The sequence below is a fragment of the Methylomarinum vadi genome (assembly GCF_000733935.1).
In the GTDB taxonomy this organism is placed as follows: Bacteria; Pseudomonadota; Gammaproteobacteria; order Methylococcales; family Methylomonadaceae; genus Methylomarinum; species Methylomarinum vadi.
On the sequence record NZ_JPON01000001.1, the window covers coordinates 4,301,764 to 4,313,912 of the forward strand.

13 protein-coding genes and 1 pseudogene are annotated in these 12,149 nt (G+C 52.5%); 10 read left to right on the plus strand and 4 right to left on the minus strand.

Annotation, left to right across the window (positions count from 1 at the left end; all coding sequences use genetic code 11):
- Positions 1-38: 38 nt before the first annotated feature.
- The gene (locus EP25_RS0121330) at positions 39-746 is read right to left on the minus strand and encodes a serine/threonine-protein kinase (RefSeq protein ID WP_031435720.1); all 708 of its coding nucleotides are present in this window, start codon (positions 744-746) and stop codon (positions 39-41) included.
- Entirely contained in the window at positions 739-1,614 is an 876-nt protein-coding gene (locus EP25_RS0121335; RefSeq protein ID WP_031435721.1) for an isocitrate lyase/PEP mutase family protein, read from the minus strand. The genes EP25_RS0121330 and EP25_RS0121335 overlap by 8 nt, the downstream gene beginning before the upstream one ends.
- 54 nt (positions 1,615-1,668) lie before the next feature.
- Between EP25_RS0121335 and EP25_RS24100 the strand changes: the two genes are divergently transcribed.
- From EP25_RS24100 to rimI, 10 genes and pseudogenes are all read left to right on the plus strand, one after another.
- Positions 1,669-1,800: a hypothetical protein gene (locus tag EP25_RS24100; RefSeq protein WP_268745427.1), complete on the plus strand. Its 132-nt coding sequence runs from the start codon at positions 1,669-1,671 to the stop codon at positions 1,798-1,800.
- A 62-nt stretch (positions 1,801-1,862) separates the two neighbouring features.
- The gene (locus EP25_RS0121345) at positions 1,863-3,599 is read left to right on the plus strand and encodes an acetolactate synthase 3 large subunit (RefSeq protein ID WP_031435722.1); all 1,737 of its coding nucleotides are present in this window, start codon (positions 1,863-1,865) and stop codon (positions 3,597-3,599) included.
- Positions 3,596-4,087: an acetolactate synthase small subunit gene (gene ilvN / locus EP25_RS0121350; RefSeq protein ID WP_031435723.1), complete on the plus strand. Its 492-nt coding sequence runs from the start codon at positions 3,596-3,598 to the stop codon at positions 4,085-4,087. The genes EP25_RS0121345 and ilvN overlap by 4 nt, the downstream gene beginning before the upstream one ends.
- An 82-nt stretch (positions 4,088-4,169) precedes the next feature.
- Positions 4,170-5,186 carry a ketol-acid reductoisomerase gene (gene ilvC / locus EP25_RS0121355; RefSeq protein ID WP_031435724.1) on the plus strand — a complete coding sequence of 339 codons (1,017 nt, stop codon included), beginning with the start codon at positions 4,170-4,172 and terminating at the stop codon, positions 5,184-5,186.
- Between the two features lie 123 nt (positions 5,187-5,309).
- A pseudogene (tnpA, locus tag EP25_RS0121360) lies at positions 5,310-5,741 on the plus strand (IS200/IS605 family transposase).
- A 153-nt stretch (positions 5,742-5,894) separates the two neighbouring features.
- A complete protein-coding gene (locus EP25_RS0121370; RefSeq protein ID WP_031435725.1) occupies positions 5,895-7,124 on the plus strand; it encodes a pyrophosphate--fructose-6-phosphate 1-phosphotransferase in 1,230 nt (409 codons plus the stop codon).
- Between the two features lie 143 nt (positions 7,125-7,267).
- Positions 7,268-8,014: a CDP-diacylglycerol--serine O-phosphatidyltransferase gene (pssA, locus tag EP25_RS0121375; protein ID WP_031435726.1), complete on the plus strand. Its 747-nt coding sequence runs from the start codon at positions 7,268-7,270 to the stop codon at positions 8,012-8,014.
- 251 nt (positions 8,015-8,265) lie between these two features.
- Positions 8,266-9,810, plus strand: coding sequence for a 2-isopropylmalate synthase (locus EP25_RS0121380; RefSeq protein ID WP_031435727.1), 1,545 nt, complete (start codon positions 8,266-8,268; stop codon positions 9,808-9,810).
- Positions 9,811-9,820: 10 nt separating this feature from the next.
- The gene (locus EP25_RS0121385) at positions 9,821-10,552 is read left to right on the plus strand and encodes a uracil-DNA glycosylase (RefSeq protein WP_031435728.1); all 732 of its coding nucleotides are present in this window, start codon (positions 9,821-9,823) and stop codon (positions 10,550-10,552) included.
- A 3-nt stretch (positions 10,553-10,555) separates the two neighbouring features.
- The gene (gene rimI / locus EP25_RS0121390; RefSeq protein WP_031435729.1) at positions 10,556-11,110 is read left to right on the plus strand and encodes a ribosomal protein S18-alanine N-acetyltransferase; all 555 of its coding nucleotides are present in this window, start codon (positions 10,556-10,558) and stop codon (positions 11,108-11,110) included.
- Positions 11,111-11,185: 75 nt separating this feature from the next.
- On the opposite strand, the gene EP25_RS23680 is transcribed toward rimI, so the two are convergent.
- Together EP25_RS23680 and EP25_RS0121400 are read right to left on the minus strand one after the other, a co-directional pair.
- The gene (locus EP25_RS23680; protein ID WP_200875067.1) at positions 11,186-11,362 is read right to left on the minus strand and encodes a hypothetical protein; all 177 of its coding nucleotides are present in this window, start codon (positions 11,360-11,362) and stop codon (positions 11,186-11,188) included.
- A gap of 223 nt (positions 11,363-11,585) precedes the next feature.
- Positions 11,586-12,146: a YigZ family protein gene (locus EP25_RS0121400; RefSeq protein WP_031435731.1), complete on the minus strand. Its 561-nt coding sequence runs from the start codon at positions 12,144-12,146 to the stop codon at positions 11,586-11,588.
- Between the last annotated feature and the right edge of the window lie 3 nt (positions 12,147-12,149).

Sequence of the window (12,149 nt, forward strand, 5' to 3'; positions counted from 1 at the left end):
TCCGTTATTGGAACCCACCCGCTTGAGCGGGTGGTTGTTTAGTGCTCCGGCGCCATATAGTAGGGCGTGCCCAGGGTTTCGCTGCTCAGCGTGTCGTTGAGGGTATGGCGTTGATGCCTTTGGGCTTCCCGATAAAAATAGGTGTTGTCGCTGTCGGCGAGCATTTGCGCCAAACCCCAGTCCAGCACGATGGTTTCGCCGAATTCGCCGCGGATGATGTTGCTGGGTTTCAGGTCTCGATGAATGACGCCCTTGGCATGGGCATAGGCCAGCGTGTCACAGACATCGATCAAAACATCCAGTAGTTTGAGGCGTCGCGCCAACCGTTGGTCGGGGGCTTGTCTTTCACAGTCTTGCAACAAAGTTTCCAGGGTATCGCCCCTGACATAGCGCATGACATAGTAGGGCTTGCCCTGCGCGCGCTCGCCCAGTTGGTAAATCGGGATGATGCCCGGATGCTCCAGTTTTCCGGTCAGTTTGGCTTCGTGCAGGAAGGTGTTTTTGATGTCCTCGTAACTGAAACCGGTTTCGGCCGGTGTTTGGCGGGAGTCCAGCAGTTCCTTGACGGCGACCCTGCGGCCGATAGTTTCATCGTAGCCCAATAAAACCCGGCCCATGCCGCCTTCGCCGACAATGCCCTCGATTTTCAGAAATTTCGTGAAAGCGCGGTCGTTATCGGCTGAATTACTCGCAGCTGGGGCAATGCGGGTGCGATCTTCGTCGGAAGAGTCCGGGGGGTTATTCATCGCCTAACCGGTATCTGTTTTCCTCTTGGTAATAGTCGTCGAAGCCGACGATGTGGGTCAGTTTCTGGAAGTCCAATACCTCCGATGGCTGGCCGTTTTTTAACTGGTCCAGCGATTGTTGCATGGCCTTGATGGCGACATTTAACAAGGTCAGCGGATAAACGGCGATTTTATAACCCATCTCCTCGAGTTGCTGATGCGATAATAACGGCGTTTTGCCGTGTTCGATCAGATTGGCGACTTTATAGCCGGGTACGCGAGAACAATATTCGCGCATTTCATCGATACTTTCCGGCGCTTCGACAAAATTGATATCGGCGCCTAGGGCGTGAAATATTTGCGCGCGCTTGATCGCTTCTTCCAGGCCGTGGGTGCTGCGGGCATCGGTACGGGCCATGATCAGAATATCGGCGCCTTCGTTGCGGGCATCGATGGCGGCTTGAATGCGCATCGCCGCTTCGTCGCGACTGACGATAGCCTTGCCCTTGGTATGGCCGCAGCGTTTCGGGGCCACCTGGTCTTCCAGCATGATGCAGGCAAAGCCGGCCTGGGCGTAACCGTGTACCGTACGCTTGATATTGATGGCGTTGCCGAAGCCGGTATCGCCGTCGCCCCAAATCGGAATGGATACGGCGTCGCAAATATTCCGCCCTTGATCCAGTAATTCGGTGTAGGAAATCAGACCCGTATCAGGTTGCGCGAGCCGACTGGCGGAAACGGCGAAGCCGCTCATGAATGCGGTCTCGAACCCGGCCAGCTGGCACAGCTTGGCGGAAATCGCGTCGTGGCAACCGGGCATGACCAGCAAGCCTGGGCGATTCAATAATTCGCGTAATTTTTCTGCTGGCGTTTTTGTCGTGTGCGGCATGATTCGAAACTCGGAAAGCGGGACGTGATTTGCGTAATTTCCTCAGACTTAATCATGAATCTGGCGGATTTTCAAGAAAATTTCAAAATTGCGCCAGAAGCTAGTAGAATAATCCGTTTTCTTGACGAGGCTGGTGAATCCAGCGGTTTGGTCAACCTTTCCGGATTAAACCCGCGCGATTATTGAATCCGTTGCGGGTAGGGCGAGAGGTCGGCTTACAGTATGGTCAGTAAATTGGGGATGAGAAATTGGAACTCAGTGGCGGAGAGATAGTCGTTCAATGTCTTAAAGACGAAGGCGTGGAATATATTTTCGGTTACCCGGGTGGAGCGGTGCTGCATTTGTACGATGCGCTTTTCCACCAGGAAAACATAAAACATATTCTGGTCAGACACGAGCAGGCAGCGGCGCACGCGGCCGACGCTTATGCGCGCGCAACCGGCAAACCCGGCGTGGTGTTGGTGACGTCCGGTCCGGGCGCGACCAATGCCGTGACCGGTATTGCCACGGCCTACATGGATTCGATTCCGATGGTGATTATTTCCGGCCAGGTCCCTTCGCCGGTGATTGGCAGCGATGCCTTTCAGGAAGTCGATACGGTCGGTATTACCCGGCCTTGCGTCAAGCACAACTTTCTGGTCAAAGATGTCACGCAACTGGCCGAGACCATTAAGAAAGCCTTTTATGTCGCCACGACCGGGCGACCCGGACCGGTTTTGGTCGATGTCCCAAAAGACATTACCGATCCAAACATCAAGGTGCCGTACAAGTATCCGAAAAAAATCTCGATGCGCTCCTATAATCCGGCGGTCAGCGGCCATAAGGGGCAGATCAAGAAGGCGGTGGATCTGTTGTTGTCGGCGCAACGGCCGATGATCTATTCCGGCGGCGGCGTGGTATTGGGCGAGGCGAGCAAGGAGTTGACCGAGCTGACGCGAATGCTCGGCTATCCGATCACTAACACCCTGATGGGACTGGGCGCCTATCCCGCGACCGACAACCAATTCGTCGGCATGTTGGGGATGCACGGCACCTACGAAGCCAACATGGCGATGCACGAAAGCGACGTGATACTGGCGGTGGGCGCACGTTTCGACGACCGGGTGACCGGCAAGCTGGCCGAGTTTTGTCCGTATGCCAAGATTATCCATATCGATGTCGACCCGGCTTCCATTTCGAAGACGGTGATGGTGGATGTGCCCATCGTCGGGCAGGTGAAGCCGGTATTGGAGCAAATGATCGAGTTGATCAAGACCGGCAAGAAAAAACCGTCCAAGAGTGCCCTGGAGACCTGGTGGAACCATATCGAAAAATGGCGTTCGGTTAATTGTTTGGATTACGACCGGGAAAGCCGTGTCATTAAACCGCAATATGTGGTCGAACAGTTGTACGCGGTGACCAAGGGCGATGCTTATGTCACCTCCGATGTGGGCCAGCATCAAATGTATGCGGCGCAATATTATCATTTCGATAAACCGCGCCGTTGGATCAACTCCGGCGGCCTGGGCACCATGGGATTCGGGTTACCGGCGGCGATCGGCGTCAAGTTGGCGCATCCCGAGGCGGATGTGGCCTGCATTACCGGCGAGGCCAGCATTCAGATGTGCATTCAGGAGTTGTCGACCGCGTTGCAATACAAAACCCCGGTTAAAATCGTCAATCTGAATAACCGCTACATGGGCATGGTGCGGCAGTGGCAAGAATTTTCCTATGAAAGCCGTTATTCCCACTCCTACATGGATACCATACCTGACTTCGTCAAACTGTCCGAAGCCTATGGCCATGTTGGCATCCGTGTGGAAAAACCGGAAGATGTCAAAGGCGCACTCGAAGAGGCCTTTGCCTTGAAAGATCGCACGGTATTTTTGGATTTCATCACCGACCGCACCGAGAACGTTTATCCGATGATCGAGTCGGGCAAAGCGCATCACGACATGAAGCTAAGAATGGCACCGGGTACGCCGGTGGATAGGGAGTTATCATGAGGCATATTATATCCATCCTGATAGAAAACGAAGCTGGGGCGTTATCCAGGGTAGCCGGCCTGTTTTCCGCACGCGGCTATAATATCGAGTCGTTGACCGTTGCGCCGACCGAGGATTCCAGCCTATCGCGCATGACCCTGGTGACGCGGGGCAATGACCAAATTATCGAACAGATCACCAAGCAATTGAACAAATTGGTCGATGTCGTCAAATTGATCGATCTAGCTGAGTCGGTGCATGTTGAGCGCGAACTGATGCTGGTGAAGATTAGAACAACCGATGCCACCCGCGAGGAAGTCAAGCGTATGGCGGATATCTTTCGCGGCAAGATCATCGATGTCACCGTCAACACGTTTGTCGTCGAAATGACAGGCCCTTCCGATAAGCTCGATGCCTTTATCAAGGCATTGGCCGAAGACAGCATCATCGAAGTGGTGCGTTCTGGACCGACCGGCATTTCACGGGGCGAAAAAGGTTTACATCTATAAGAAGCGGATTTGGTTTTAAGGCGTTAACAAAAACCACTCAATCCGGACTTTGAAATTTTAGCAATAGGAAACGAGAAAACTCATGCAAGTTTATTACGATAAAGACGCTGACCTTTCAATCATCAAAAGCAAGAAAGTCGCGATTATTGGTTACGGTTCGCAAGGCCATGCCCATGCAAACAACCTGAAAGACTCCGGTGTCGATGTTGTGGTTGGTTTGCGTGCCGGTTCCGCATCGGTGGCGAAAGCGGAAGCGTCTGGTTTGACGGTAAAATCCGTGCCCGAAGCGGTCGCCGGGGCGGATGTCGTGATGGTGCTGACACCCGACGAATTTCAATCGCAATTGTACAAACAGGAAATCGAACCTAACCTGAAACAAGGTGCGGCTTTGGCGTTCGCGCACGGTTTTGCGATTCTTTACAACCAAATCGTGCCGCGCGCCGATCTCGATGTCATCATGATCGCACCCAAGGCACCTGGCCATACCGTTCGTTCCGAATTCGTTCGTGGCGGCGGTATCCCTGACTTGATTGCGATTCAACAGGATGCTTCCGGTACCGCGAAAGATATTTGTCTTTCTTACGCGTCGGCGATCGGCGGCGGCCGTTCCGGCATCATCGAAACGACTTTCCGCGACGAGACCGAAACCGATTTGTTCGGTGAGCAAGCGGTTCTTTGCGGCGGTGCGGTGGAACTGGTCAAGGCCGGTTTCGAAACGCTGGTAGAAGCGGGTTACGCACCGGAAATGGCTTATTTCGAATGTTTGCACGAATTGAAATTGATCGTGGACCTGATGTTCGAGGGCGGTATCGCCAACATGAACTATTCCATTTCCAACAATGCCGAGTACGGCGAATATGTCACCGGTCCCCGCGTGATCAACGAGGAAAGCCGTAAGGCCATGCGCGAAGCGCTGACAAACATCCAAACCGGCGCATACGCGAAACGCTTCATCATGGAAGGCATGACTAATTATCCTGAAATGACTGCGCGTCGCCGCTTGAATGCCGAGCATCCGATTGAACAAGTGGGTGAGAAACTGCGCGCCATGATGCCTTGGATCGAAGCCAATAAGATTGTCGATAAATCGAAAAATTAATAATTCCGTAGGATGGGTTGCGCGATAGCGTAACCTATTGTTTTTAATTATCCATCATAAGGTTTAAACCACCGGCTTTAGCCGGTCAGCTTTAGCTGCGATAATTTGCCCAAGGAGGTGGCGATGGACTATAGATACGGCAGCCATACGGTTTACCAAATTGAGTATCATTTTGTTTGGGTTACGAAGTATCGTTATAAAGTGCTGAAGGATGAAATAGCCGAACGAGTGAGAGACTTGGTGCGGCAGACATGCGAAGCCTTTGAGATACGGATTATCAAAGGTGTCGTGAGCAAAGATCATGTGCACATTTTGGTGAGTGCGCCGCCGACTATGGCCCCAAGCGAAATCATGAGGCGAATCAAGGGACGAACTTCGAGCTATCTGTTCGAAGAGTTCCCGCACTTGAAAAAGCGATATTGGGGTCGACATTTTTGAGCCCGCGGTTATTTTTGCGCCACAGTGGGGCAAATGACTGATGAGATGATAAAGCAATATTTGGAGCATCACTTTGAACCTAATCCAAACGATAATTTCAAGATGGAGCCCGACTAAGACGCGTCGTTTAGTCGACGCGTATCCGGACTTTCAGTCCGTTATTGGAACCCACCCGCTTGAGCGGGTGGTTGTTTAGTTGCTCGATGGGTAGCGGCGCGCGCCTCTACCCATCCTACGATTTTATAGTTAATTTCAAGAAATACATTCATCATGAGTAAACCAAATAGAGTTGCGATTTTAACGGCGGGTGGTTTGGCACCCTGTTTGAACTCTGCCATCGGCAGCCTGATCGAGCGTTACAGCGAAATCGATCCGAGCATCGACATCATTTGTTACCGGGGCGGTTACAAAGGGCTGCTGAAAGGCGATTACTATCAAGTGACGCCGGAAATCCGCAGTAATGCCGGTTTGCTGCAACGTTTCGGCGGCTCCGCGATCGGTAACAGCCGGGTCAAGCTGACCAACGTCAAGGATTGCGTCAAACGCGGTCTGGTCAAAGAAGGCGAGGATCCGCAAAAAGTCGCCGCCGACCAGCTGGTTAAGGATGGCGTCGATGTGCTGCACACCATCGGCGGGGACGATACTAACACCGCGGCGGCCGATTTGGCGGCGTTCCTGGCCAAAAACGATTATGGTTTGACCGTGATCGGCCTGCCCAAAACTATCGACAACGATGTCTTCCCGATCAAACAATCCCTCGGTGCCTGGACCGCGGCAGAGCAGGGCGCGCACTACTTTCAAAACGTGGTCGCGGAAAACAACGCCAACCCGCGCATGTTGATCGTGCACGAGGTGATGGGACGTAACTGCGGCTGGCTGACGGCGGCGACCGCACTGGAATACCGTAAATTGCTGGATCGTTCCGAATGGCTGCCGGAGATCGGTTTGGATCGTGCCGCTTTCGAGGTCCACGGCGTATTCATTCCGGAAATGGAAATCGACCTGGCGGCCGAGGCCAAACGTCTACGCGAGGTAATGGATAAGGTAGACTGCGTCAATATCTTCATCTCCGAAGGTGCCGGCGTCGACGCGATCGTCGCCGAAATGCAGGCCCAAGGCCAGGAGGTTCCGCGCGATGCCTTTGGCCATATTAAACTGGACGCGGTCAATCCGGGTAAATGGTTCGCCGAGCAATTCTCCGAAATGATCGGAGCGGAAAAAACGCTGGTACAAAAGTCCGGTTATTTTTCTCGCGCTTCCGCGGCCAATGTCGAAGACATGCGATTGATCAAGTCTTGTGCCGATTTAGCGGTCGAATGCGCTTTCCGCCGCGAATCGGGTGTGATGGGGCATGACGAAGACAATAACAATGTCCTGCGCGCGATCGAGTTCCCGCGCATCAAGGGCGGCAAACCTTTCGATATCGATACCGATTGGTTTAGCCAAACGCTGGCCGAGATCGGACAGGCTAAAGGCGCCAAGGTGGAAGTCAGTCATTAATAACCGGTTTCCAATTTGCCTAACAAAAAGCCCGTCATAACGATGGGCTTTTTTATGTAACAAGAATTTCACTTTGCGCCGTCGGATAAACGGGTACAATGATTGCCTTCGTTTTATCGCTGCGCTTTGCAAAAAGAAAAGTCATGAGTCAGAAAAAATCTACGGTTCGTCATCGCGGCATTTATCTTTTACCCAATCTGTTCACCACAGGCGCGATGTTTGCCGGGTTCTATGCGATTACCTCGGCGATTAACGGGCGTTTCGAGTCCGCCGCCGTGGCGATGTTCGTGGCGATGATCCTGGACGGCTTGGACGGGCGGGTGGCGCGTTTGACCAACACCCAGAGCGAGTTTGGCGTGCAGTACGATAGTTTGTCCGACATGGTTTCGTTTGGCGCGGCGCCGGCATTGGTCATGTACCTGTGGGCCTTCGGCAGTCTCGGTAAATTGGGTATGTTCGCGGCCTTCGTGCATATGGCCGGTGGCGCCTTGAGGCTGGCGCGCTTCAATACCCAGGTGGAGGTCGCCGATAAACGCTATTTTCAAGGTTTGCCAAGTCCCGCGGCGGCGGCGATTCTGGCGGGCGGGCTTTGGATCAGTCTGGAATACGGTTATGACGTCGAGTCGATTAAATATCTGGTGTTGGTGACGACGATCATGACTGGCTTGTTGATGGTGAGTAATTTCCGCTATTCCAGTTTCAAGGAAATCGATCCGAAACGAAAAGTGCCGTTTGTCGTCGCCATCGCTATCATGTTAGGAATCGGCTTCATCATGGCCCAGCCGCAAACGATGCTGTTCGTATTGGCGGTTGGATATGCCATTTCGGGTCCCGTCGTGACGTTGGTATTGAGAAGAAAATGGCATAATCGCAAGCACGAATCTTCGTAAAGAATGAATCATTGCTTGTCGGACGTTCGGCAATGCAGTATAGTTAGGCGCTATGAAATTCCCAATCACAGCAATCTCATCACCGTGTCCGGTATTGTCGTTTCTCGACAAGGGTTTGCTGCGCGTATTGCTTGGCCTGTCTCTAGGATTCCTGCTGCCCTGAGGGGCTGCGAATCTAACTCTCTCTCAAAACAAAAAGAACCATTTTCTGTCAGCCCCAAGGCTGATGTTGCTTCATGAATGGAGTCGTCATGAAAGACAAATTAATTATTTTCGATACCACTTTGCGCGATGGCGAGCAAAGTCCCGGCGCGTCGATGACGCGCGATGAAAAAGTCCGTATCGCCAAGGCGCTCGAACGCATGAAAGTCGATGTAATCGAAGCCGGTTTTCCGGCGGCCAGTCCCGGTGATTTCGAATCGGTGCAGACCGTGGCCGAGGCGGTTAAAGACAGCACCGTATGCGGTTTGTCTCGTGCGTTGGATAAAGATATAGACCGGGCCGGGGAGGCCTTAAAGCGTGCCAACAGCTCGCGGATACACACCTTCATCGCGACCTCGCCGATCCATATGCAGATGAAATTGAAGATGGAGCCGGAACAAGTGATCGAATACGCGGTCCGGGCGGTAAAACGGGCGCGGCAATATACCGATAATGTCGAATTTTCCCCGGAGGATGCCGGGCGTTCCGACGAAGATTTCTTGTGCCGTATCCTGGAAGCGGTGATCGATGCCGGCGCGACCACGTTGAATATCCCCGATACCGTTGGTTACAGCGTGCCGCAGCAGTTCGGCGAAACCATCGCCAATCTGATCAAACGCATTCCGAATTCGGACAAGGCGATCTTTTCTGTGCATTGCCATAATGACTTGGGTCTGGCGGTCGCCAATTCCTTGGCCGCGGTCATGAACGGCGCACGGCAAATCGAGTGCACCATCAATGGCCTGGGCGAGCGGGCCGGTAACGCCTCGTTGGAGGAGGTGGTCATGGCGGTGCGCACGCGCCAGGATATCTTCCCTTGTTATACCGGCTTGGATACCACGCAAATCGTGACCTGTTCGAAACTGGTGTCGACCATTACCGGTTTTCCGGTGCAACCGAACAAAGCCATCGTCGGCGCCAATGCCTTCGCGCATGAATCCGGTATTCACCAGGACGGCGTGTTGAAAAGCCGGGAAACCTATGAAATCATGAAGGCCGAGGATGTCGGCTGGTCGGCCAATCGCATGGTATTGGGCAAACATTCGGGCCGCAATGCGTTCAAGAGCCGCATGAACGAATTGGGATTCCAGTTTCACAGCGAGGAAGAATTGAACGACGCCTTTTTCCGCTTCAAGCAATTGGCGGACAAAAAACACGATATTTTCGACGAAGATCTGCAGGCGTTGATCTCGGAAGTCAGTGTCTCGGCGGAAGAGGAGAAAGTCAAACTGATTTCGTTGAAGGTTTGCTCGGAAACCGGCGAAACCCCAAATGCCACCGTCACCATTCGGGTCGGTAGCGAAGAGCTGACCGGCAGCTCGACGGGAGGCGGCGCGGTCGATGCCAGTTTGAAGGCGATCGAGAGCCTGGTCCAGACCGGGGCCTCGTTGGAACTGTATTCGGTCAACAATATCACTACCGGAACCGATGCCCAGGGCGAGGTGACGGTGCGGCTGGACAAGGCCGGACGCATCGTCAACGGCCTGGGCGCCGATACCGATATTGTGATCGCTTCCGCCAAGGCCTATATCAATGCCGTTAATAAGTTGCAGTCGCCCGAGTACAGGCAGCATCCGCAAATCGGCGATGTGTAAGCGTTGAGCGATGGCGTCTGATTCCGTAGTCGATGACGAGACTCGTCTGCAATATTTGCAGGCGATGGGAATAGAGGTTTGGGTTCCCAGGCGGAATCGGGCTGCCGTGTCGATCGAACCAGTTGAAGCCGCTGTTGAGCCCAAACAGCAAGAGGAAACAATCGAAAACGTCGCAGAAATGCCCGTGGAGGATAACTGGGACGATCTGGAACGCCAAGTGGCCGCATGCCGACGTTGTCAATTATGTGAAACCCGAACGCAAACTGTGTTCGGTAGCGGCAACAAGCAAGCCGACTGGATGTTGATCGGTGAGGCGCCGGGACAAAGCGAGGATTTGGAAGGCAAGCCCTTTGTCGGCAAGGCGGGGCAATTATTGACGGAAATGATCCGGGCCATGGGTCTGTCCCGCGACCAGGTTTTTATCGCCAACGTCTTGAAGTGTCGTCCTCCCGGCAATCGCGATCCCAAAAGCGATGAAGTGGAGGCTTGCCGTGAATTCCTGCAACGGCAAATCGCCCTGGTTCAACCGAGGATCATTTTGGCCGTCGGTCGCATCGCCGCGCAAAATCTGCTGCAAACGCAGGATCCCCTGGCAAAATTGCGTTCCGTCGTTCATAAACTGGATAACATTCCCTTAATTGTGATATATCATCCTGCCTACCTGTTACGCTCGCCGTTGGAAAAACGCAAGGCTTGGGAGGATTTACAATTTGCAATGAAGACTTTTAAGGGTTTGAACTAATCTATGTATAAATTTTTTCAAAAAATGAAAGATGTATTGGTATACGATGCCGATCGAGAATTTTACGCCAAGGTTTTTCCCGGTTCCGTTTCCCGCAAGGATTTGATGAAAATTCGGCGTATGGATGCCGCCGATTTACCCGCTGTATTGGCTATCGAGGAAAACAATTATAATTATCCTTGGTCGGAAAATATCTTTATGGATTGTTTGCGTGCGCTCAATTACAGCTGCTGGGTATGCGAGGAAGGGAAGGGTTCTGTCATTGGATACTGCATCGTCTCGATCGCGGCCGGCGAAGCGCACGTGATGAATTTATGCGTCGATCCCGCTGCTCAAGGCCAGGGAGCCGGCAAGAAGATGCTGGAACATATGATAGACAAGGCCCGCTCTAGGGCGGAAAAAATTTTTCTGGAAGTCAGGCCTTCCAACCTTAAGGCCATTAAGTTGTATAAAAGCTTAGGTTTTAATGAAATCGGAACTCGCAAGGACTATTATCCGGCATTAAACGGCCGGGAAGATGCACTCATGCTGGCTTTGGATTTGGTGCCGATGTTATAAGTCAACCGGCGGGCAAAAAAATCCCCGGCAATTGCTGACCGGGGAACAGGAGGAGCATATGAGTTCGGACTGGAATTAACGGGATGACAAGTTTTCAGCATGGTCAAGACGTCTGTTGTTAAGGTCGATATTGGCTAACAGGGCGGCTGTCGCGAACAAGACAGTGGAGAGAATGAATTCCCCCGATATAAAGCCGAATATGGCGACCATGGATAACAGGCCGTTAACAATGTCTTTGGGTAAATTTTTCATAATTTTTGTTGCTATTACTCTCGTAGTTGTCGAAAAAATTGCCGGAATAATCATAAGCGAGTTATTTTTTCCGGCGCCGGAATCGGTTCTTATCGTTTCGAAGCAAAACCATTCCAGTTGGTAAATACTATAGTAGTCGATTGAATGGTAAACAATAGTGCTTTTTGTGTTTACATTGTTTACTAATAGTTTGCAATGTGAGTGGGAAGACTGATTAAATCAGTTAATGCAGGGAGTCTTTTAGCGCAGGGACGTTTGCTTCCGGAAGCCTGATCCTGATGCGGATTTTCTCGCCGAAATCCTGGGCCAGTACGTGTCCGTCCAGTTTTTTCAATTGATATTCCAGAATTTGCATCTGGTTATATTCCAGCGTCAAATCGAGTTCCGCCATCGCGACATAGTCGGCAATGTCCGCCGCCTCGATGACTTTTTTGGCGCAATTGCCGTAAGCCCGGGTCAGTCCGCCCGCGCCCAGCTTGATACCCCCGAAATAACGGACGACGACGATGATGGCGTTCATCAGGTCCTTGCCTTCGAGATGTTGAAAGATCGGTTTGCCGGCCGTGCCGGAGGGTTCGCCGGCATCGTAAAAGCGGCAGATCAGCCCTTTATCGGTGGTCATGCGATAGGCGAAGACGATATGGTTGGCATTCGGATGTTGTTCGTGCAACTGCTGTAATAAAGCATGAATTTCCTGTTCCGACTGACAAGGACTGATGACGCCGATGAAACGGGATTTCTTGATGATGTCTTCGGCCGTGGCCGGTTGTTTGACAATTTTCACGGG